This window comes from Streptomyces sp. NPDC091280 (assembly GCF_044768565.1).
In the GTDB taxonomy this organism is placed as follows: Bacteria; Actinomycetota; Actinomycetes; order Streptomycetales; family Streptomycetaceae; genus Streptomyces.
This window is the reverse complement of the sequence record NZ_JBIVUZ010000016.1, coordinates 134,954-155,449: the sequence shown is the minus strand read 5'-3', so window position 1 is coordinate 155,449 and position 20,496 is coordinate 134,954. Positions and strand designations below refer to the sequence as shown.

At 71.8% G+C, this 20,496-nt stretch carries 24 protein-coding genes; 15 read left to right on the top strand and 9 right to left on the bottom strand.

Annotated features, from left to right (window positions below):
• The first annotated feature begins 31 nt into the window (after nucleotides 1-31).
• Nucleotides 32-913: an LLM class F420-dependent oxidoreductase gene (locus ACIQPR_RS40015; RefSeq protein ID WP_403659344.1), complete on the top strand. Its 882-nt coding sequence runs from the start codon at nucleotides 32-34 to the stop codon at nucleotides 911-913.
• A gap of 87 nt (nucleotides 914-1,000) precedes the next feature.
• On the opposite strand, the gene ACIQPR_RS40010 is transcribed toward ACIQPR_RS40015, so the two are convergent.
• On the bottom strand, nucleotides 1,001-1,564 hold the full coding sequence (locus tag ACIQPR_RS40010) for an NAD(P)H-dependent oxidoreductase (protein WP_403659341.1): 564 nt from the start codon (nucleotides 1,562-1,564) through the stop codon (nucleotides 1,001-1,003).
• Nucleotides 1,565-1,669: 105 nt separating this feature from the next.
• Here ACIQPR_RS40010 and ACIQPR_RS40005 point away from each other — a divergent pair, with 105 nt between their 5' ends.
• From ACIQPR_RS40005 to ACIQPR_RS39995, 3 genes are all read left to right on the top strand, one after another.
• Nucleotides 1,670-2,350, top strand: a complete 681-nt coding sequence (locus ACIQPR_RS40005; RefSeq protein WP_403659338.1) for a TetR/AcrR family transcriptional regulator — start codon at nucleotides 1,670-1,672, stop codon at nucleotides 2,348-2,350.
• Between the two features lie 152 nt (nucleotides 2,351-2,502).
• Nucleotides 2,503-3,537: a LacI family DNA-binding transcriptional regulator gene (locus ACIQPR_RS40000; RefSeq protein ID WP_403659335.1), complete on the top strand. Its 1,035-nt coding sequence runs from the start codon at nucleotides 2,503-2,505 to the stop codon at nucleotides 3,535-3,537.
• A gap of 227 nt (nucleotides 3,538-3,764) precedes the next feature.
• Nucleotides 3,765-5,201 (top strand): aldehyde dehydrogenase family protein, encoded by a 1,437-nt coding sequence (locus ACIQPR_RS39995; RefSeq protein ID WP_403659332.1) that lies wholly within the window; start codon nucleotides 3,765-3,767, stop codon nucleotides 5,199-5,201.
• 38 nt (nucleotides 5,202-5,239) lie between these two features.
• On the opposite strand, the gene trxA is transcribed toward ACIQPR_RS39995, so the two are convergent.
• Nucleotides 5,240-5,626: a thioredoxin gene (trxA, locus tag ACIQPR_RS39990; protein WP_200715720.1), complete on the bottom strand. Its 387-nt coding sequence runs from the start codon at nucleotides 5,624-5,626 to the stop codon at nucleotides 5,240-5,242.
• Between the two features lie 122 nt (nucleotides 5,627-5,748).
• Here trxA and ACIQPR_RS39985 point away from each other — a divergent pair, with 122 nt between their 5' ends.
• Complete coding sequence (locus ACIQPR_RS39985) at nucleotides 5,749-7,179, top strand: dihydrolipoyl dehydrogenase family protein (protein ID WP_403659329.1); 1,431 nt, start codon at nucleotides 5,749-5,751, stop codon at nucleotides 7,177-7,179.
• A 37-nt stretch (nucleotides 7,180-7,216) separates the two neighbouring features.
• Here the strand turns inward: ACIQPR_RS39985 and ACIQPR_RS39980 are convergent, their stop codons facing one another.
• On the bottom strand, nucleotides 7,217-7,861 hold the full coding sequence (locus tag ACIQPR_RS39980; protein WP_403659326.1) for a peptide deformylase: 645 nt from the start codon (nucleotides 7,859-7,861) through the stop codon (nucleotides 7,217-7,219).
• A 185-nt stretch (nucleotides 7,862-8,046) separates the two neighbouring features.
• On the opposite strand from ACIQPR_RS39980, the gene ACIQPR_RS39975 reads away from it, so the two are divergent.
• Nucleotides 8,047-9,438, top strand: coding sequence for a PepSY-associated TM helix domain-containing protein (locus tag ACIQPR_RS39975; RefSeq protein WP_403659323.1), 1,392 nt, complete (start codon nucleotides 8,047-8,049; stop codon nucleotides 9,436-9,438).
• 66 nt (nucleotides 9,439-9,504) lie between these two features.
• Here ACIQPR_RS39975 and ACIQPR_RS39970 read toward each other — a convergent pair whose 3' ends face one another.
• Genes ACIQPR_RS39970 through ACIQPR_RS39960 form a run of 3 tightly spaced genes read right to left on the bottom strand, consistent with a single transcriptional unit; the run spans nucleotide 9,505 to nucleotide 10,826 of the window.
• The gene (locus ACIQPR_RS39970; protein ID WP_403659320.1) at nucleotides 9,505-9,852 is read right to left on the bottom strand and encodes a tetratricopeptide repeat protein; all 348 of its coding nucleotides are present in this window, start codon (nucleotides 9,850-9,852) and stop codon (nucleotides 9,505-9,507) included.
• Between the two features lie 48 nt (nucleotides 9,853-9,900).
• Nucleotides 9,901-10,347, bottom strand: a complete 447-nt coding sequence (locus ACIQPR_RS39965) for a MarR family transcriptional regulator (protein ID WP_403659318.1) — start codon at nucleotides 10,345-10,347, stop codon at nucleotides 9,901-9,903.
• Nucleotides 10,344-10,826 carry a MarR family winged helix-turn-helix transcriptional regulator gene (locus ACIQPR_RS39960; RefSeq protein WP_403659315.1) on the bottom strand — a complete coding sequence of 161 codons (483 nt, stop codon included), beginning with the start codon at nucleotides 10,824-10,826 and terminating at the stop codon, nucleotides 10,344-10,346. Before ACIQPR_RS39960 ends, ACIQPR_RS39965 begins: the two co-directional genes overlap by 4 nt.
• Nucleotides 10,827-10,966: 140 nt before the next feature.
• On the opposite strand from ACIQPR_RS39960, the gene ACIQPR_RS39955 reads away from it, so the two are divergent.
• The 5 genes from ACIQPR_RS39955 to ACIQPR_RS39935 all read left to right on the top strand — a co-directional run bounded on the left by ACIQPR_RS39955 (nucleotide 10,967) and on the right by ACIQPR_RS39935 (nucleotide 13,819).
• The gene (locus ACIQPR_RS39955; protein WP_403659312.1) at nucleotides 10,967-11,932 is read left to right on the top strand and encodes a pirin family protein; all 966 of its coding nucleotides are present in this window, start codon (nucleotides 10,967-10,969) and stop codon (nucleotides 11,930-11,932) included.
• A gap of 219 nt (nucleotides 11,933-12,151) precedes the next feature.
• Complete coding sequence (locus ACIQPR_RS39950; RefSeq protein ID WP_403659309.1) at nucleotides 12,152-12,307, top strand: hypothetical protein; 156 nt, start codon at nucleotides 12,152-12,154, stop codon at nucleotides 12,305-12,307.
• 85 nt (nucleotides 12,308-12,392) lie between these two features.
• Nucleotides 12,393-12,602 (top strand): hypothetical protein, encoded by a 210-nt coding sequence (locus ACIQPR_RS39945; RefSeq protein ID WP_403659306.1) that lies wholly within the window; start codon nucleotides 12,393-12,395, stop codon nucleotides 12,600-12,602.
• Entirely contained in the window at nucleotides 12,595-13,539 is a 945-nt protein-coding gene (locus ACIQPR_RS39940; RefSeq protein ID WP_403659302.1) for a hypothetical protein, read from the top strand. The genes ACIQPR_RS39945 and ACIQPR_RS39940 overlap by 8 nt, the downstream gene beginning before the upstream one ends.
• Nucleotides 13,526-13,819 (top strand): PqqD family protein, encoded by a 294-nt coding sequence (locus tag ACIQPR_RS39935; RefSeq protein ID WP_403659299.1) that lies wholly within the window; start codon nucleotides 13,526-13,528, stop codon nucleotides 13,817-13,819. The genes ACIQPR_RS39940 and ACIQPR_RS39935 overlap by 14 nt, the downstream gene beginning before the upstream one ends.
• Nucleotides 13,820-13,877: 58 nt before the next feature.
• On the opposite strand, the gene ACIQPR_RS39930 is transcribed toward ACIQPR_RS39935, so the two are convergent.
• Nucleotides 13,878-15,098 (bottom strand): metallophosphoesterase, encoded by a 1,221-nt coding sequence (locus tag ACIQPR_RS39930; protein ID WP_403659296.1) that lies wholly within the window; start codon nucleotides 15,096-15,098, stop codon nucleotides 13,878-13,880.
• Between the two features lie 85 nt (nucleotides 15,099-15,183).
• Nucleotides 15,184-16,185 carry a MerR family transcriptional regulator gene (locus ACIQPR_RS39925; protein ID WP_403659293.1) on the bottom strand — a complete coding sequence of 334 codons (1,002 nt, stop codon included), beginning with the start codon at nucleotides 16,183-16,185 and terminating at the stop codon, nucleotides 15,184-15,186.
• A 144-nt stretch (nucleotides 16,186-16,329) separates the two neighbouring features.
• Here ACIQPR_RS39925 and ACIQPR_RS39920 point away from each other — a divergent pair, with 144 nt between their 5' ends.
• The 3 genes from ACIQPR_RS39920 to ACIQPR_RS39910 all read left to right on the top strand — a co-directional run bounded on the left by ACIQPR_RS39920 (nucleotide 16,330) and on the right by ACIQPR_RS39910 (nucleotide 18,575).
• Nucleotides 16,330-17,073 carry a transcriptional regulator gene (locus ACIQPR_RS39920; protein ID WP_403659290.1) on the top strand — a complete coding sequence of 248 codons (744 nt, stop codon included), beginning with the start codon at nucleotides 16,330-16,332 and terminating at the stop codon, nucleotides 17,071-17,073.
• Nucleotides 17,070-18,050 (top strand): pyridoxal-phosphate dependent enzyme, encoded by a 981-nt coding sequence (locus ACIQPR_RS39915; protein WP_403659288.1) that lies wholly within the window; start codon nucleotides 17,070-17,072, stop codon nucleotides 18,048-18,050. Before ACIQPR_RS39920 ends, ACIQPR_RS39915 begins: the two co-directional genes overlap by 4 nt.
• Nucleotides 18,051-18,215: 165 nt before the next feature.
• Nucleotides 18,216-18,575, top strand: a complete 360-nt coding sequence (locus ACIQPR_RS39910; protein WP_403659285.1) for a cupin domain-containing protein — start codon at nucleotides 18,216-18,218, stop codon at nucleotides 18,573-18,575.
• Between the two features lie 81 nt (nucleotides 18,576-18,656).
• On the opposite strand, the gene ACIQPR_RS39905 is transcribed toward ACIQPR_RS39910, so the two are convergent.
• On the bottom strand, nucleotides 18,657-19,616 hold the full coding sequence (locus ACIQPR_RS39905; protein WP_403659282.1) for a pyridoxal-phosphate dependent enzyme: 960 nt from the start codon (nucleotides 19,614-19,616) through the stop codon (nucleotides 18,657-18,659).
• A gap of 157 nt (nucleotides 19,617-19,773) precedes the next feature.
• Here ACIQPR_RS39905 and ACIQPR_RS39900 point away from each other — a divergent pair, with 157 nt between their 5' ends.
• Complete coding sequence (locus ACIQPR_RS39900; protein ID WP_403659279.1) at nucleotides 19,774-20,478, top strand: SDR family oxidoreductase; 705 nt, start codon at nucleotides 19,774-19,776, stop codon at nucleotides 20,476-20,478.
• The last annotated feature ends 18 nt before the right edge of the window (nucleotides 20,479-20,496 follow it).

Sequence of the window (20,496 nt, the reverse complement as noted above, 5' to 3'; positions counted from 1 at the left end):
CGGGCGAGCGAGCTGTGGAACGGAGTCGGACATGCGGGTCGGTGTGCACATCAACCGCTTCAACCATCCCGGAGGGCCGGCGGCGATCGGACCCGAACTGGCCGCCGCGGGCGCCGCCGCCGAGGCGGCGGGCGTCAGCTGGCTCTCGGTGATGGACCACTACTTCCAGATGGAGTTCAACGGCGGCGCCGAGGACGCCATGCTGGAGGCCTACACGACCCTCGGCTTCCTCGCCGGCCACACCTCCACGGTCCGCCTCGGCGCGCTGGTGACCGGTGTGACGTACCGGAACCCGGGCCTGCTCGCGAAGATCGCGACCACCCTCGACGTGCTCTCCGGCGGCCGGGCCACCCTCGGCATCGGGGCCGCGTGGTACGACCGCGAGCACCACGGTCTCGGTGTGCACTACCCGCCGGTCGCGGAGCGTTTCGAGCGGCTGGAGGAGACCCTGCGGATCTGTCTCCAGATGTGGGACCCGCAGGCCAACGGCCCCTTCGAGGGCAAGCACTACCGGCTCGCCGAGACGCTGTGCGTGCCCGCGCCGGTCAGCCGCCCGCACCCCGAGATCATGATCGGCGGCAGCGGCGAGAAGAAGACGCTGCGGCTGGTCGCCCAGTACGCCGACGCCTGCAACCTGATCGTGTCGACCCCGGACGAGCTGCGGCACAAGCTCGATGTGCTGCGCGGGCACTGCGACCGGCTGGGGCGCGACTACGACCGTATCCGCAAGACGATCGTGCACATGGGGGAGTCGGTCACCACGGGCGATCTCGACGCCTTCCTGGGGGAGATCGACGGCTTCACGAAGCTCGGCGTCGACACCGTGATCCTGGGCCCGCGCACCGGGGAGCCGGCCGAGTGGATCGAGCGGTTCGTGGCTCCGGCGGTGCCGCGCCTGGCCGAACTGGACTGACCGGGACCGGACCCGACCGATACGAACACGAAAGGGCCGGAGTCCACGGGGGACTCCGGCCCTTCGACGGTGAAGCGGGGGCGCCGATCAGGCGGCGACGGCCTCGCCGGCGTGGCCCTTCAGCTGGGAGAGGACCTCGCTCAGCTGGGCGACGACCTCGGCGTCATCGGACGGGTGGGTCTCGGCGAAGCGGACCACGGAACCGGGGATCGAGAGCTTGATCTCCTCGATGACCTTGCCGCCGGCGATGCCCACGGCCTTGCGGGTCTCGTCCTGCGCCCATACGCCGCCGAACTGGCCGTAGGCGGTGCCGACCACGACGACCGGCTTGCCGCCGAAGCCGCTGGCGCCGTAGGGGCGGGACAGCCAGTCGATGGCGTTCTTCAGGACGGCCGGGATGGTGCCGTTGTACTCGGGGGAGAAGAAGAGGAACGCGTCGGCGGCACCCGCGGCCTCGCGCAGCTTGGCGGCGGCGGCCGGGACGTTGCCCTCGACGTCGATGTCCTCGTTGTAGAAGGGGATCTCGGCGAGACCCTCGAAGATCTCGATGTCGGAGCCCTCGGGCGCGAACTTCACAGCGGCCTCGGCGAGCTGGCGGTTGTGCGAGCCGGCACGCAGGCTGCCGACGAGCGCGAGGATACGAACAGACATGGGGGACTCCAAGGGGGGGGCTGAAACACTGCCGTTACGATCCGGACCGGGGTCCGCTTAAAAGTTGTATCAGCCTAAGCGGACCGCGGTCCAGTTTTGTTCCCGGTGCTTTACGCTGTCTTCATGTCCAGCGCCCTGCCGCCCTTTCCGAAGCCCGAGGAGTCCATAAGCGAGCCCCAGTTGCTGGAGGTCCGCTCCTTCGGCGACGAGCCGTGCCTGCGCGCCGACGCGGCACGCAACCGGGCCAAGCTGCTGGAGGCGGCCACCCGCCTGATCGCGGAGCACGGCGTGGCCGGCGTCACCATGGAGGCAGTGGCCACCGCCGCCCAGGTCGGCAAAGGGACCGTCTTCCGCCGCTTCGGCGACCGCACCGGCCTGCTGATGGCCCTGCTGGACCACTCCGCGAAGACACTCCAGGCGGACTTCATGGGCGGGCCGCCCCCGCTGGGCCCCGGGGCACCCCCGGTCGAGCGGCTGCGGGCGTTCGGCGTGGCGGTCCTGTACCGCTCGGCGGAACAGTTGGACCTGCAACTGGCCGCACAGCCCGACCCGGCCCGCCGCTTCTCCCACACCGCGCTCCAGGCACTGCGCACCCACGTCACGATGCTGCTGCGCCAGATCCTGCCCGACGCGGACTGCGAACTGCTCGCCCAGCCGCTCATGGCCGCCCTGGACCCCGCCCTGATCAACCATCTGACCAGGCAGTGCGGGATGCCGATGGAGCGCCTCGAAGCCGGCTGGATCGACCTCGTCGCCCGAGTGACCTGCACGCCGCCGCCCCGCTGAGGCCCCCCCGCGAGCCGCGTTCACCATCAACACGCCCGCTCCGAACGGCTCGTGACGAACACGTTCGTAAAAAACCGGACCATGTTGTCGTCGTGACGACCGTTCCCCCGCCGCGCTGCCCGTCTCCGGCTTCTGCCAAGATGCCGTACGTCATGGTGCAGATACCGAAAACGCCCGCAGCCCCGTCGCCCGCACCCCGCGCCGTCCCCACGAGCGCCGATGTGGCCCGCCTGGCCGGGGTCTCCCGCGCGACCGTCTCCTACGTCCTCAACAACACCAGCGCCGTACGGATCAGCGAACCCACCCGCCGCCGCGTCCACGAGGCCGCCAAGGAACTGGGGTACGTCCCGCACGCGGCGGCCCGCAGCCTGCGCGCCGGACACAGCCGGATGGTGCTGATGCCGGCACCGCCCATGCAAGTGGGCCTTCTCTACAGCCAGTTCATCAACGACCTCCAGTGGGCGCTCAGCCGCCTCGACTACACGGTCGTCCAGCACGGTTCCGTCGGACTGCGCGGCGACGAGGCCGCCCGCGCCTGGGCCGAACTCCGCCCGGTCGCCGTCCTGGTGCCCGGCGCCGGACTCGGCCCGCAGGGCGTGGCGGTCCTCAAGCGCTCCGGGGCGCGGGCCGTCATCACGCTCGGCCCCGAGGCGATCGAGGGCGCGCACGTCCTGCGGCTGGACCACGAGGGCGTCGGCCACTGCGCCGGCACGCACCTCTACGAACGCGGCCGGCGCCGGATCGGCGTGGTCGTGCCCGAGGAGCCGGGCATGGGGGTGTTCTCCCGGCCCCGCCTCGAAGGAGTGCGCCGCGCGCTGCTCGGCACGGACGCCACGGTCACCGAACTCCCGCTCGCCTACAGCGAGGAGAGCGCCGCCAAGACCGCCGCCGAGTGGTCCGTGCTCGGCCTCGACGCGGTGTTCGCGTACAACGACGAGTACGCGATGCTGCTGATGCGCGCCCTCCAGGACGAAGGCGTGCGCATCCCGGAGGACACCGCCGTGGTCGGCGCCGACGACCTGATGATCGGCCGGCTGCTGCGACCGCGTCTGAGCACCGTCCGCATCCAGCTCCCGTCCGGCCGCGACCTCGCCGAACTCGTCGACAACGCGGTGCGCGACCCCGGCTCGGTGCCGGGCGTGCACGAACTGCTCGGCCCCTCGGTGGTGCACCGCGACTCCAGCTGAACCGGATCGGGCCGAACCGGATCCGGTTGAACCGGATCGGGCGAGCGCGGACCGGGGCGAACACGCCGTGCGCCACTAGGATGTTGCGTGCTCAACCAGACGGGGGTGTGTTCGATCACGGACGCGGTCCAGACGTCTGCGCCGGATCGCCGCATCCCGTTCACGCGAACGCCCCGGGACCCCACCTGCCCGCGTGGGTCCCGCCGTTGACGGATCGGAGAGCCGCCATGCCCCTGCTCGACCCCAAGACCTGGCAGTCCCGCCCGCTGTCGGGCCCCGAGTATCCGGTCACCGAGCCCGCCACCGGCGACCAGCTCGCCACCGTCACGCTCGCCGCCGCCGAGGACATACGCTCCGCCGCGCGGGCGGCCGGCAGCGCGCAGACCGAGTGGGCGCGCGTCCCGCACTTCGTCCGCGCCGGAGTGCTGCGCAGGGCAGGTGACCTCTTCGCCGCGAACGCCGAGGAACTGCGCGAGTGGCTGGTGCGGGAGTCCGGGTCGATCCCCGGCAAGGCGGACTTCGAACTGCACGTCGCCGCCCAGGAGTGCTACGAGGCCGCCGCGCTCGCCTCCCGCCCGGCCGGCGAGGTACTCCCCTCGGAGGCGCCGCGGCTGTCGTACACCCGGCGGGTGCCGGTCGGCGTGGTCGGCGTGATCGCGCCCTTCAACGCCCCGCTGATCCTCTCCATCCGCTCGGTCGCCCCGGCGCTCGCGCTCGGCAACGGGGTCGTCCTCAAGCCGGACCCGCGCACCGCGGTCTGCGGGGGACTGGCCCTCGCGGCGGTCTTCGCGGAGGCGGGCCTGCCCGACGAACTCCTCCACGTCCTGCCCGGCGGCGCGGAGGTGGGCGCGGCACTGGTCGCCGACCCGCAGGTGCCCGTCATCTCCTTCACCGGCTCAACCGCCGCCGGACGCGCGGTCGGTGAGGCGGCGGGGCGTCATCTCAAGCGCGCACACCTGGAGTTGGGCGGGAACTCGGCCCTGATCGTGCTGGCGGACGCCGACCTGGACGCGGTGATCTCGACGGCGGCCTGGGGTTCGTTCTTCCACCAGGGGCAGATCTGCATGACGACCGGACGCCATCTCGTGCACGCCTCGCTCTACGAGGAGTACGTCGAACGCCTCGCCGCCAAGGCCGACTCGCTCGCCGTGGGCGACCCGCACCGGGCGCAGGTCCACCTCGGCCCGATCATCGACCGGTCCCAACTGGCCAAGGTGCACGGCCTGGTGGAGGCCAGCACGTCAACCGGCGCCAGGCTGGCGGCCGGTGGCACGCACGAGGACCTCTTCTACCGGCCGACCGTCCTCGCGGGCGTCGACGACGACACCCCCGCCTACGCGCAGGAGGTCTTCGGCCCGGTGGCGCCGGTACGGTCCTTCGCCACCGCCGAGGAGGCGGCGGCGCTGGCCGCGGACGGACCGTACGGCCTCTCGCTCGGTATCGTCACGCGCGACGCCGCCCGCGGTCTGGAGCTGGCGGAGCGCGTCCCGACCGGGATCGTCCACATCAACGACCAGACCGTCAACGACGAGGCCGTGGCGCCCTTCGGCGGGGTCGCCGCGTCCGGCACCGGCGCCCGCTTCGGCGGCGAGGCCAACATCGAGGCCTTCACCGACGTGCGCTGGACGACGTTGCGCGGGGACGTGGCGACGTACCCCTTCTGAGCACCCCCGGGGTTGCCGGTCCCGGCAACCCCTCGGGGTCACTGACCGTTCTGCTCGGCCTGCGCCTGCTGCTCGGCGACCGACTTGCGGACCTCGTCCATGTCCAGCTTGCGGGCCTGGCCGATGACGTCCGTCAGGGCGGCCTCCGGCAGCGCGCCGGGCTGCGCGAACACGGCGACACGGTCGCGCACGATCATCAGTGTGGGGATCGACTGGATGCCGAAGGCCTGGGCCAGCTCGGGCTGGGCCTCGGTGTCGATCTTGCCGAAGACCAGGTCCGGGTTGTCCTCGGCCGCCTTCTCGTAGACGGGGGCGAACTGACGGCACGGCCCGCACCAGGACGCCCAGAAGTCGATCAGGACGAAGTCGTTGTCCGTGACCGTCTGGTCGAAGTTCTCCTTGGTCAGCTCCACGGTGCTGCTCATGACGTGATTCCCTCTTCCTCGATGTGGGGGCGAAGCCGTCCCGGACAACACGGTCGTCCGGGCCCGTATTCCGCGCCCCTACCCGTGTGGCCTCCGCGCACACCACCCAGCAGACTGGCCCCATGACGGAAACGGAATCCATCGAGTACGACGTCGTGGTGGTCGGAGCCGGGCCCGTGGGGGAGAACGTCGCCGACCGCACCCGTGCGGCCGGTCTCTCCACCGCGGTCGTGGAGAGCGAACTCGTCGGCGGCGAGTGCTCGTACTGGGCCTGCATGCCCAGCAAGGCCCTGCTGCGCCCGGTGATCGCCCGCGCCGACGCCCGCCGCGTGCCCGGCCTCGGCCACCTCGTCCAGGGCCCCCTGGACACCGCCGCGGTGCTCGCCCACCGCGACTACGAGACCTCGGGCTGGAAGGACGACGGCCAGGTCCGCTGGCTCGACGGCATCGGCGCCGACCTCTACCGGGGCCAGGGCCGCCTCGACGGCCCCCGCCGGGTCACGGTGACGGGCCCCGACGGCGTACGGCACGTCCTCACCGCCCGGCACGCGGTCGCCGTGTGCACCGGCACCCGCGCCCTCCTGCCCGACCTGCCCGGACTCGCCGAGGTCCGGCCCTGGACCAGCCGCGAGGCCACCAGCGCCAAGGCCGCGCCCGGCAGCCTGATCGTGGTCGGCGGCGGGGTCGTCGCCGTGGAGATGGCCACGGCCTGGCAGGCGCTCGGCTCCCGGGTCAGCCTCCTCGTGCGCGGCAAGGGCCTGCTGCCCCGCATGGAGCCCTTCGCCGGCGAACTGGTCGCCGACGCGCTCACCGAGGCGGGCGTCGACCTGCGCACCGGCACCTCCGTCACCTCGGTGACCAGGGAGAACGGCACCGTCGTCGCCGTCACCGACACCGGCGACCGGATCGAGGCCGACGAGATCCTCTTCGCCACCGGACGCGTCCCGCACACCGAGGACATCGGCCTCGACACGATCGGCCTGGAACCGGGCTCCTGGCTCTCGGTGGACGACTCGCTGCGCGTCCAGGACAGCGACTGGCTGTACGCGGTCGGCGACGTCAACCACCGCGCCCTCCTGACCCACCAGGGCAAGTACCAGGCCCGGATCGCGGGCGCCGCGATCGCCGCCCGCGCCTCCGGCGTCCCGCTCCTGGAGACCGACCCGTGGGGAGCCCACGCGGCCACCGCCGACCACGACGCCGTGCCCCAGGTCGTCTTCACCGACCCGGAGGCGGCGGCCGTCGGCCTCTCCCTCGCCGAGGCGGAACAGGCCGGCCACCGCGTCCGTGCCGTCGACGTCGAGTTCGCCTCGGTCGCGGGCGCCGGCCTCTACGCCGACGGCTACCGGGGCCGCGCCCGCATGATCGTCGACCTCGACGACGAAATCCTGCGCGGAGTCACCTTCGTGGGCCCCGGCGTCGGCGAACTGATCCACTCCGCGACCATCGCCGTCGTCGGCCGGGTCCCGATCGACCGCCTGTGGCACGCGGTCCCGTCCTACCCGACCATCAGCGAGGTCTGGCTGCGCCTGCTGGAGGCCTATCGGGGCTGAACACCCCGATGACCAAAGGCAGTTGACAGCCGCTTCGCTACGGCAGCTCGAAGCCGAGCGCGGCCGACGCCTCGACCGGCGTCGGCTGCGCCCAGCGCTCCGCCATCGCCTCGTTCGAGGACAACGACCGCAGCTCGGCCCGGTCCAGGTACAGCAGTCCGTCGAGATGGTCCGTCTCGTGCTGCACGATCCGCGCGGGCCACCCGGTGAACACCTCGTCCACCGCCCGCCCGTGCTCGTCCAGCCCGGTCAGCCGCACCGACGCGGGCCGCGCGACCACGGCCTGCCAGCCCGGCACGCTCAGGCACCCCTCGAAGAACGCGACCCGGTCCGCACCGACCGGCTCGTACGCCGGATTGACCAGCACCCGGAACGGCTGCGGCACCCGCCCGCGCACCACCCGCACCTCGTCCGGCACCGGCGCCGGATCCTCGATCACCGCGATCCGCAGCTCCACCCCGACCTGCGGCGCGGCGACGCCCACCCCCGGCGCCGCGTGCATGGTCACGCGCAGCGCCTCCACGAACCGGGCCAGCAGCGCCGGCTCCAACTGGCCCTCGAACGGCTCGGTCCCGCGCCGGAGCACCGGATCTCCGGCCGAGACGATGGGCAACGGACCGCCGGCGGCGAGGAGTTCCTCGACCCGCTCGGCCAGGGGCGCGCGATCACTGGGAAGTGCCATCGCGCCAGGATGCCATGGCCCGCGACCCACCCCGAACGTGACGCACGCCACTTGAGCCCGCGGGAACTCGGCGCCTCCACCCGCCGACTACTGGACCACTACCGCTACGGCACACCCGTCGCCCCCGTCCTCGCCCCGCACCGCCGTCCCCCGTCCCGCCCCCTGCCACCCGGAGAAGCCCGCCCATGTCCACCGCTCCCTCGACCGCCCCGGCCGAGGTCCCGCAGGAGCCCACCCCGGCACCGTCCCCCAGCCGCTGGGCCCCGCTGCGCCCCCTGGTCCTGCGCCTGCACTTCTACGCCGGCGTGCTCGTCGCCCCGTTCCTGCTCGTCGCCGCGACCACCGGCTTCCTGTACGCCGGCGCCTTCCAGGCCGAACGGATCGTGTACGCCCATGAGTTGACCGTCCCGGTCGGGGACCGCGAGCTGCCGATCTCGCAGCAGGTGGCCGCCGCCCGCACGGCGCATCCCGAGGGCACGGTCTCGGCGGTCCGGCCCTCCCCGAAGGCCGGCGCCACCACCCGCGTCATGCTCTCCGGCGTCGAGGGCATCCGCTCCGACCACACCCTCGCGGTGTTCGTCGACCCGTACACCGGGAAGGTGCGCGGCGCGCTGGAACAGTACGGCTCGACCGGCGCGCTCCCGCTGCGGACCTGGATCGACGACCTCCACCGCAACCTCAATCTCGGCGAAACCGGCCGCCTCTACAGCGAGTTCGCCGCGAGCTGGCTGTGGGTCATCGCGGGCGGCGGACTGGTGCTGTGGTTCTCCCGCCGCCGCGCCCAGCGCAAGCTGCGCGGCACCAGTGGACGGCGCCGCACCCTCGGCCTGCACGGCACGGTCGGTGCCTGGGCCGCCGCCGGGTTCATCTTCCTCTCGGCGACCGGACTGACCTGGTCGACGTACGCGGGCGCCAACATCGACGAACTCCGCACCTCCCTGGGCCAGTCCACGCCCTCGGTGTCCGCCGCCGCGAGCGGTGAGCACGCGGGCCACGGCGGCTCCACCGCGACCGGCGCCGCCGAACACGGCGTGGGCCTCGACAAGATCCTCGCCGCCGCGCGGGCGAAGGGACTGGGCAACCCCGTCGAGATCGTGCCGCCCGCCGACGCGAACTCGACGTACGTCGTCAAACAGGTCCAGCGCAGCTGGCCCGAGAAGCAGGACGCGGTCGCCGTCGACCCCGCCACGGGCCAGGTGACCGACGAACTCCGCTTCGCCGACTACCCGTTGCTCGCCAAACTGACCCGCTGGGGCATCGACCTGCACACCGGTGTCCTGTTCGGCCTGGCCAACCAGATCGCCCTGATGCTGCTCGCCGCGTCCTTGGTCCTGCTGATCGTGTGGGGCTACCGCATGTGGTGGCAGCGCGGCCGGGGTTCCGCCTTCGGCCGCCCGATCCCGCGCGGTGCCTGGGCCCGGCTGTCCCCGCTGGTCCTCGTCCCGTGTCTGATGGTGATCGCCGTACTCGGTTATTTCGTACCGCTGTTGGGGATTCCGCTGGCCGCGTTCATCGCGGTGGACGTGGTGCTCGGCGAGATCGCCCACCGCAAGGGCGAGCGGACCTACGCGAAGTAGCCGTACTCGCGAAGGGGCCCGGTTCCCTGCCGGAACCGGGCCCCTTCGCGATCGTGCCGCCGTGTCTCAGACCTGCTCGAAGTCACCCGCGAGCGCCGAGGCGATCCGCAGATGCGAGCCCGCCTCCTCGTGCCGCCCCTGCCGCTCCAGCGTGCGGCCGAGCATCAGCCGTGCGTAGTGCTCGACCGGGTCGCGCTCCACGAGGATCCGCAACTCGGTCTCGGCGCGCCGCAGTTGGGCCGAGTGGTAGTAGGCGCGGGCCAGCAGCAGACGCGGTCCGGTCTGCTCCGGCACCTCTTCGACCAGCCCGCCCAGCACCCGGGCCGCGGCGGCGTAGTCCTTGGCGTCGAAGAACATCCGCGCGCGCTCCCAGCGCTCCCCCGGTGTTCCGTGGTCGTAGTACGTCATGTCCACTTGACCTCCTTCGACGCCCTCAACGGACCCTGTTGGTTGAATATTCCACTACTGGGCTGCGGTGGCCGGCTCGGCGTCGGCCCGCTCGGTGACCAGGGCCAGCACGCGTCCGGCGGCGAGCAGGTCCTCCTCGGGGATGTCGCCCCAGATGCGGGCACTCGCCGCTGCCGTCTCCTTCGTGATCCGCTCGAACAGCTCCCGGCCCGCGTCCGTGATCCGCACGTCGGACGCGTCCGTGGCGAGCAGTCCGGCCGTGATCAGCTCGTCGACGGTGCCCCGCACGGAGTCCTCGTCGGCCTTCAGGGCCGCCACGGTGTCCGCGACGAGCTGCCCGCGGTCGACCGGCCCGGCAGCGAGGGCGACCGGCCGCAGCACGATCTGCTGCTGGAAGCCGAGGCCGTGGCGGGCGAGGACGCTCTCCAGCACGGCGCGGGCGGCGTAGTGGGCCAGGCCGAGCATGCGGGCGTTCGCGGGGGTCGCGGTGGTCGTCGTCATGACTGCTCCTTCTCGTGCTCACTCGTGTGGTCCAGGGGTGTGTCGAGCAGCGCTGTCAGCTCCCGGGCGAACTCCCGGGTCCGGGCGCTGTCGAGGCCGCCGAGCGGTTCCAGCAGCTGCTGGAGGAGCCCGTCGACGACCTTGATCGCCCGCAGGGTGACGGCGCGGCCCTGTTCGGTGAGGGCCAGCTGCACCGCGCGCGGATCGCGGGGGTCCCGGGTCCGCTCGACGAGACCGGCGGACTCCAGGGCGCGGGCCAGCTTCGACACATAGAGCGCTTCGAGCCCGGTGTGGTCGGCCAGATGCCGCTGGCTGGGGCGCAGCCCGGAACGCTGCATGCCGTACAGCGACGCCACCAGGGAGTACTGCGCGTGGGTCAGTCCCAGGGGTGCCACCGCGCGGTCGACCGCCACGCGCCACTTCATCGACAGTCGCCAGACCAGGAAACCGGGCGTCGCGCCCTCGGATGCCGTACTCATGATGGATACAGTACATGGCTACTATCGCCATGGCTACTATGTTCATGGCTACTGTTTTCGGGTCGGCGCGCCGTCGTATCGACGTCTCCTCGCGTCCGCACGGACTGACGCGACCGCCCCGACGGGACTAGGTTGTCGCCATGAGCAATCTTGATCGCGAAGCGGTCCCGGCCCTGTGCGGCGGCCGTGGTTTCGTGGTGGCGGAGCCCGTCCGTGAACTCCTCAGCCCTCGCACGGTCCAGCTCGGCGAGTCCACCGAAGTCCGCCGGCTGCTGCCCAACCTGGGCCGCCGCATGGTCGGCGCCTGGTGCTTCGTCGATCACTACGGCCCCGACGACATCGCCGACGAGCCCGGCATGCAGGTGCCCCCGCACCCGCACATGGGCCTGCAGACCGTCAGCTGGCTGCACGAGGGCGAGGTGCTGCACCGCGACTCCACCGGCAGCGTCGCGACGATCCGCCCGCGCGAACTCGGCCTCATGACCTCCGGCCGCGCGATCAGCCACGCCGAGCAGAGCCCCAAGTCGCACGCCCGTCTCCTGCACGGCGCGCAGCTGTGGGTCGCCCTTCCCGACAGCGACCGCCATGTCGAGCCGCACTTCGAGCACCATGCCGAACTGCCGGTCGTCACGGCGCCGGGCCTGCGCGCCACGGTCGTCCTCGGCGACGTCGACGGCGCGGCCTCGCCCGGCACGACGTACACCCCGATCGTCGGCGCGGACCTGGCCCTCGCGGCCGGCGCGGACGTACGCCTGCCGCTGGAGCCCGACTTCGAGTACGCCGTCCTCGCCATGTCCGGCGAGGCCCACGTTGACGGCGTCCCGGTCCTCCCCGGCTCCATGCTCTACCTCGGCTGCGGTCGCACCGAACTCCCGCTGCGCGCCGCGTCGGACGCCGGTCTGATGCTGCTGGGCGGCGAGCCGTTCGAGGAGGAGTTGATCATGTTCTGGAACTGGATCGGCCGCACCCAGCAGGAGATCGAGCAGGCGCGCGAGGACTGGATGACGGGATCGCGGTTCGGCGAGGTGAAGGGGTACGACGGCGCACCGCTGCCCGCTCCCGAGTTGCCGCCGCTGGCGTTGAAGCCGCGGGGAAGGGTGCGTTGAGCCGCCGATCCGCCGAGTCGCCGAGCGGCTGAGAACGCGCAAGTTAAGCATTTCTCATGTGAACCCCTTTTCTTCAAGCTCTGGTGATGCACCGTCAAAGCCGAAGCCATCGTTCGGTATGAAGTGCACGCATGCCGTTGCTGCCCCGGGTGACGTTCGTACTCTTGAGTCACGGCCGAAAGACTGCGGCCGACAGGAATGACTCACGCGGAGGCATGAATGAACCACACGGCCGACCGGCAGTCCGTAGGAAACCTGGAATTCCCGATGATCACCCCCGTCGGTGTGCTCGACGACGAACAGGGCGTGTCCGGAATGGGCCTGGAGGACCAGACCCCGAAGCCTCTCGTGGCGATAATCTACAACGGCATCTGATCCCCGGAAGCCGTGGCCGGCGCCGATTCCAAGGAAAGGCGCCGGCTTTTTCGGCGACCCAATCCATCGAAAGCGGGAACGCGACATGCCGAAACGGATATGGGTGACGGAAGGCGTCGCGAGCGACGGCGACATGTACGGCCGGGCCCTCCAGCTGCCGGACGGGAACGGCACGGCCGGCGGTGGGGTGGAGCGCCGGCCCGGGACGGTCCTCAAGAGCCACCTGGGGGACATCCCCTCCTGCCCGTGCCTCGCGGCCCTGGTGCCCGACACGCGGGAGGCGGTCGATGCGTGAGGGGATCGAGGCCAACCTCCGCGCGCTCTTCGGGGCGCAGGAGGCCGGGTTCCTCACCGACGAACCGGGGCTCGCCTCCTGGCTGACCGGACAGGGCGTGCCCGCCGCGACCTTCGACGGCGTGCTGTCCGGCCGCGAGTCGCCGCCCGCCCGCGCGGTCGCCGTCCCCCTCGACTACGGGCGGCTGCCCTCGCGGCTCGCGCTGCGCGACATCCTTTCCGCGAGCAGTGTGCTGTGGATGTCGCTCGCCTCGTTCTCGGGCGAACTGGACGACGCGCGATACGCGGTGCGGAAATTCTCGGAGATCGACATCACGGGCGCGGTCGCCATGAACAGAAGAATTGTCACCCGACTTCTGCTGGCCGGGGAGAAAGTCGCCCTGACCGGTCCGGGAACGGATCTCACACTACGGCTCCCCGAGGTTCTCCAGCTCTCCAGCCGGACCCGAACGGAACTCCTTCCCGACGAGCATTCCACGATCGGGAACTATTTCGAGGTGGCGATGTCACCCACCGATCTCGCGGGGCACATCGACACGGAACTCTCCATCTCCGGAACAATGCGCATCGATTCCGTCCTGGTCGCCCGGCACCGGGAACTCAGAGGAGAAAGAGCCGACCGTTTCGAGGCCGCCAAGGAAATCGCCGCGGCTTTGCGGAAAGCGTGTCCGCTTTTCGTCACCATCGAGGACAACCGTTTCGTCGACGGATTCGGCCCCTGGGCCGCCGGCATCGACGCGACCAGCGGCCCGGAGTACCGGGGCGCGGTCACCGAGGTCGCCATCGGCACCGGCCTCCTCGATCCCGCAGGCTGCGACTGGACCCGCAACTGCCTCCTGAACGAGGGAGCCGCGGGCATCCACCTCGGTGTCGGCAACGGCCTGGACGGCATGCACTTCGACTTCATCGCGACGGAGGCCCGTCTTGCCCCGCACTGAAACCCGCCTGCGCCTCCCGGAGTTCCTCCATCTCCAGCCGCAGTCCGACGGTTCCGCCCATGTCGTCGACGACCGCACCTTCAGCGTCGCCCGCGTCAACGCCTCGGCCCGCGTCCTGCTGGAGTCCCTCCGCGAACCCCGCACCGAGGGCGACCTGAGAACCGCCCTGGCACGGGCCGCCGACTGCATGCCTGAGGAGACCGCCGAGGCGGTCACGAGCCTGATCGCGGACTTGGGGGCACGCGGTTGGATCGAGACCGACAGCACGGCCCCGGCGTGAACACCCGAGCTCGGCAGGCGGTACGACGTCTCCGTCCCGGCCGCCCTGCCCGGCCGCGCTACGACGCGGTCGGCGGCTGCGGGGAACGGAGCACCAGCAGGGTGATCTCGCTCGGGGCGAAGACACGGAACGGCGGGCCCCAGAAGCCGGTACCCCGGCTGGTGTAGAGCTGAGTGCGGGAGCCGTGGCGGGTGAGACCGGCCAGGGCGGGCTGGTCGAGGCGGACCAGGTGGTGGAAGGGCCAGATCTGACCGCCGTGGGTGTGGCCGGAGAGCTGGAGGTCGATGCCCGCGCCCGCCGCCCGGTCGACGAACTTCGGCTGGTGCGCCAGGAGCAGGACCGGCAGATCCGGGTCGGCGCCATCGAGGGCTCCGGCGAGATGGGCGCGGTGGCCGGCCAGACCGGAGGACTCGGCGGTGACGTCGTCCACACCGGCCACCACGAGGGTGTCGCCGCCGCGTTCGAGCAGCACATGGCGGTTGCGCAGCGGCTCCCAGCCCAGTTCGTCCATCAGATCGACCCAGCCCTGGGCCTCGCTGTAGTACTCGTGATTGCCGGTGACGTACACCTTGGCCCGGGTCGCGCGCACGGTGGCGAGGGGGAGGGCCTGGGCGCGGCGCCGTTCGGCCGTGCCGTCGGCGATGTCGCCGGTGTGGCAGACCAGGTCGGCCTCCAGGCCGTTCACGGTCTCGCACACCCGCTCCGACCAGCGGGCGCGGTCGAGCGGACCGTAGTGCGTGTCGGTGATGAGGGCGACCCGGGTGCCGTCCAATCCGGCGCCCAGGCGCGGGAGTTGTACGTCGAGGCGGCGCACGCGCGGCACACGGCGGGCTTCGGCGTAGCCCCAGGCGAGCAGGACGGCGGTCGTGCCGAGGACGGCCCAGGTGACGATGCGGGCCCGGTCCTCGCCGTCGCCGACACCGGCCACGGTCAGGGCGAGCCGCAGCAGGACACCGAGCAGGACGGACCAGGTGAACAGGACCCAGCTGCCGCCGAGGAGCGAGTCGCCGAGGACCGCCATCCGGTCCTGCTGACGCCGTCCGTGCCCGCGCATCATCGCCAGCGGCATGACGGCCAGACCGAGGACGAACAGCGCGGTGCCGGTCACCGTGACGGGCAGCGGCCAGTGCTGGCCGGAGTACAGGAGCACCCCGCACGGCACGGCCCACAGCAGGACGGGCGCGATGAGGGGGAGGTAGCGCATCAGCCGGTGCAGTGCGCTCTGCCGGGGCGCGGGCGCTTCGCTGTCGGCGGGTCGGGTGTCGCTGGTGTCGGTCACGCGTCCCACTCTAGGTAGGGCCGCCACCACCGGACACAGAGAGGGTGAGGGGGTCGGCGCGGTCGCGCGTGAGGGGCAAGGCGTGTCATCCGCCGGGCAGGTCCCGGCGCAGCGCGGAGGCCATCCACGCGCGGACCGCCGCCGCCCGCTCGGGGTCCGGCTTGGGGGTGTCGTTGATCGTCGCCACCAAAGACAGGTACTTGGTCAGCAGGTTGAGGCCGGTGGACCTGGCCAGTGTCCGGGCCGACCCGCCGTTCCGGTCGAAGTCGACGATGGCGCGCCGGGACTTCTCGATGTCGTGGCCCTGGTCCCCGGTCATCGCGGTGACCAGCGTCGCCGAGTGCGCGGCCACGCGCTCGGCGATGTCCCGGGCCTGCGTCGAGTCGGCGGACACGCCCGCCTGTTGGGCGGCCTGCGCCTCCAGCACGAGCAGCCGGTGCCGTTCGATGCGGGCCATCATCTCCGGCGACGCCATCAGCCGGCCCCGCTCGGTGCCGAAGGTGCGGTGGAGGAAGTCCCGCAGCTCCGTGCGGAATTCCTCGTCCCGCACGATGTCGGCGAGTTCGATCCAGGCCTCCAGCTGGTCGGCGGACGGTTCCTCGGGCAAATGGGGCCGCCTGCTGTGCAGTTGCTCGATGTAGCCGGGATGGACGTCCAGGCCGTCGGTCACGAAGTCCCAGAACTCGCCGACGAGCCGGTCGCGTTCGTCGTCGGACATCGACACCAGCTTGTGCATCAGGCTCACCTGTTCCGTCGTGGTGTGCTGCCGCACGATGGTCCGCAACACGGCGGAGCGCGCCCGGAACTGTTGTAACTGGGCTTCCACCAGGCGCAGATGAGTGACCGCCAGCTCGTGCAGGGTGGTCTCCGCGCCCAGCACCCGGCGGATGTCGTCCAGCCCGGCACCCAGGTCGCGCAGGGTCCGCACGAGCTCCAGCCGGGCGATGGCGTGCACGTCGTACTGCCGGAAGCCGCCCTCGGTGAGGCGGGTGGGAGTGACGACGCCCTCGTCGGCGTAGAACCGGATCGCGCTCACGCTCAGGCCCGTGCGGCGGGCGACGTCGCCTATGGAATAGAGCTCGTTCATGCCGATCACTATGGGATCTCAAGCGACTTGAGAGTCAAGGGGACCGGTGGGCAGACGGACGGACGATGTGGAATCTGAGTATAGTGATCAGACGAAATATCTAGAGTCGAATCCGGTCGAGTCGTGAGGGGATGGACGGTGACGATGGCCGACACCCCGGCCCTGGACGCCGAACGGGACGCGATCGTCGGGGCGTTGAGGCCCGTTGTCGCGGGGATCGCGGCGACCTTCGGGCCGGTGTGCGAGGTGGTGCTGCACGACTACCGGCACCCGGAGAAGTCCGTGGTCGCCGTCGCCGGAGCGGTCACCGGGCGTTCCGTGGGCGGTGCGATGAGTGAGATCGGACTGCGGATGCTGGCGCGCGGGGACGAGGCCGGCGACGAGTTGAACTACCTCACCCGGACCAAGGGCGGCCAACTGCTCAAGTCGTCCACGATGGTGCTGCGGGACTCCACCGGCACGGTGTTCGGCGCGCTGTGCGTCAACGTCGACGTCACCGCCGTACAGCAGGCGCAGGCCGTGCTCAGCGGGATCGGCGGGGGAGCCGGGAGCGGGGCGGGGGAGGCGTCCGGCACCACCACCTTCGGCAACGACATCGACTCCGTGGTCGAGTCCATCGTCGACGCCCATCAGCTGCGGCAGAGCAGGACCTGGGTCCAACTCGACCGCGCGCAGCGGCTGGAGCTGTTCCGCAGCCTCGACGAGCACGGCGTCTTCGCCGTCCGCCGAGCCGTCGAACAGGTCGCCGCCCGACTGGGCATCTCCCGCGCCTCGGCCTACACCTACCTGTCCCAGGCCCGCGCGGCGACCGGCACAGCAGCCAGGAGCCGTACCCCCACCGAATCCGCTCCCGCACCCGCCCCCGCTCCCGATGGAGGACCCGCGTGACCACCCCCACCCCGCCCATCACCCTTGACGACGTCCGTGACGCCGCCGCGCAGATCAAGGGCGTTGCCCACCGCACACCCGTGCTGCGCTCGCGCACGCTCGACGAGCTCGTCGGTGCCGAGGTGTTCCTGAAGTGCGAGAACTTCCAGCGGATCGGTGCCTTCAAGTTCCGCGGCGCCTACAACGCGGCCTCGCGGCTGACCCCGGAGCAACTGGCCCGTGGCATCGCCGCCTACTCCTCCGGCAACCACGCCCAGGCCGTCGCCCTCGCCGCGCGTGAACTCGGGACCACCGCGGTGATCGTCATGCCGGAGGACACCCCGGCCTCGAAGCTGGCCGCCACCGCGGGGTACGGCGCCGAGATCGTGACGTACGACCGTTACAGCGGCGACCGCGTGGCCATCGGGGAGGCCCTGGCCGGCGAGCGCGGGCTCTCCCTCGTCCCGCCCTACGAGCATCCGCACGTCATGGCGGGCCAGGGCACGGCCGCACTCGAACTCGTCGAGGAAGTGGGGGAGTTGGACAGCGTGCTGGTGCCCGTGGGCGGTGGTGGGCTGATCGCGGGGACGGCCACCGCCGTCAAGGGGCTGCACCCGCGCACCCGCGTGATCGGCGTCGAACCGGAGGCGGGGGACGACACCAAGCGGTCCCTGGAGGCGGGCCGGCGCGTGACCATCCCGGTGCCGCGCACGATCGCCGACGGGCAGGCCGCCGAGACCCCCGGTGAACTCACCTTCTCGGTGAACCGGCGGCTGGTCGACGAGATCGCGCTGGTGAGCGACGAGGAGATCAAGGACGCGATGCGGTTCGCCTTCGAGCGGCTGAAGATCGTCGTCGAGCCGAGCGGCGCCACCCCACTGGCCGCGCTCCTCGCCGGGCGCGCGGGCCCGGTCTCCGGCCGGGTCGGGATGATCGTCTCGGGCGGCAACATCGGCGCCGAACGGTTCGCGCTGCTGTGCGGGAACGGCGGGTCCTGACCACGGCCCGGCCGCCGTTCCCCCGAATGGCGCTCCCGGGTGGACAGGACGACGATGGAGTGGTGGGGCGCGGCCCCCGCCGGAGCGCCGGTGCCGTCCGAAGGAGCCGGGAGACGGGGACCGGCCCCGGCCGTGCCGCGCGCGGCCGGAATGGAGGCAGCCGTCATGCTGGAAGTGAAGACGGTCGAGAAGCCGGACGAGCGGCGTGACTTCCCGCGCGGCCACCTCGAAGCGGTCCACCTCAGCGGACTCGACTTCGCGGTGGGCACGTTCGAGCCGGGCTGGCGCTGGTCCGAGTCCGTGGCCCCGATCGCGGGCACCGAGAGCTGCGAGATCCACCACAACGGCTATGTCGTCCAGGGGCGCATGCACCTCCTCATGGACGACGGCGGCGAGGCCGAAGTCGGCCCCGGTGACGTCTTCGTGTGCTCGCCGGGGCACGACGCGTGGGTCGTCGGCGACGAACAGGTCATCGTGTACGACTTCGCCGGCGCCATGGCCACGGACTACGCGAAGGCTCCGTAGTCCCGCCCGGGGGTCCTCCTTGGGTCCCCGGGTCTCCCGGACGTACGCGCCCCGCGGCACCGCACCCGCCGGGCGCGTATGTCATGCCCGGTACTCGACGACCTGCTCCTGCGCGTACGCGACCGCCTCCCCGTGCCCGAACAGGCCGGGCAGTCCGCCCGTGTGCACGAACACGGTCCGCTCGCCCGGCCTGATGTCACCGTCCCGGACGGCCGCGACGAGGCCCGCCATCGTCCGTCCCGTGTACGTCGGGTCGAGGACGAGCCCGGCGGTGCGGGCGGCGAGGGTGAGCGCCTCGGCGGTCGGCGGGGTGAGAGCGGCGTAGCCGGCGCCGACCTGGTCGCGGCGCACCCGTAGCCCCTCCGTCGTCGCCAGGCCCGCGAACTCGCTCACGGCGGCGGCCGGTTCGGGGAGCGCGCCGACGTCGACGCCGAGTACCGCCGCCGCGCCGAGCGAGCGCACCAGCCCCGCCATGGTGCCGCCCGAGCCGAGCGCGACCACGGCGGTACGCAGGTCGGGGAGCTGCTCGCGCAACTCCTCGCCGCAGCGCTCGTAGCCGCGTGCGCCGAGCACGCTGGAACCGCCGAACGGGATCAGCGAAGGCCTCGCGCCGGTGCCGCGCAGTTCCTCACAGACCCCGGCCGCCGCTCGGTCCAGTCCGGCCCGGTCCACCTCGCCCGCCCAGGCGACGCGCGCGCCGAACAGCCCGTCGAGGGCGAGGTTCCCCGAGCGGGAGCCGCCCGGTGACCCGCGCAGCACCAGCACCACGGCAAGGCCCAGCCGGGCTGCTGCGGCGGCCGTCAGCCGGGCGTGGTTGCTCTGCGCGGCGCCCGTGGTGACCAGGGTGTCCGCGCCCTCGGCCAGTGCGGCGCCGATGGTCCACTCCAGCTTGCGGATCTTGTTGCCGCCGCCGCCCAGGCCGGTCAGGTCGTCGCGCTTGATCCACAGGTCGTCCGGGTCGAGCCCGATCGCGGCGGCCAGCCGGGGCGCCGGTTCGACGGGGGTGGGGAAGGTGGCCAGTTCCACGCGGGGGTCGCTCATGCCGTCCATCATCGCGCGCTCGCGCGGCACTCCGGCCGCATCCCCGCTTGCCGTCGGAAACCGATCGGTTTACTGTGGTCGAGGCAGGTAAACCGATCGGTTTCCAGGTCGCGTTCCGTGCGGCTGCCTCGGCTGCCCCCAGCTCCGGGAGATCTCCATGACAAGCATCGAAGGTTCCGTCGTCCTCGTCACCGGCGGCAGCCGCGGCATCGGCCGTGCGCTGGTGGAGGCCCTGTACGAGCGCGGCGCCAAGAAGGTGTACGCCACCGCCCGCGACCCGAAGACCGTGACCCACCCGGACGCCGTACCGCTGGCGCTGGAGGTCAGTGACCCCGCGTCCGTCGCGGCGGCGGCCGAGCGGGCGCAGGACGTCACGATCCTGATCAACAACGCGGGCGCGTCCGTGAACGCGAACTTCCTGGACTCGCCCGTCGAGGACGTCCGCCGCGAGTTCGAGACCAACTTCTACGGCCCGCTGCTCGTCACGCGCGCCTTCGTGCCGATCATCGAGCGCAACGGCGGCGGCCACCTCCTGAACGTCCACTCGGTGCTGTCCTGGGTCGGTCTCGCCGGCTCCTACAGCGCCTCCAAGGCCGCCTTCTGGTCGCAGACCAACTCCCTGCGCCTGGACCTGAAGCCGCGCGGCATCGAGGTCACCGGACTGCACGTCGGCTACGTCGACACGGACATGGCCGCACACGTCGACGGGCCCAAGTCCACGCCCGGGAGCGTGGCGGCACAGGCCCTCGACGGCATCGAGTCCGGAGCCTTCGAGGTCCTGGCCGACGAGCTGAGCCGCCAGGTCAAGGCCGGGCTCTCCGCCGAAGGCGGCGCGCTCTACCCGCAGTTGGCGACCGCCTGAGCACCGGCCCGCTCGACG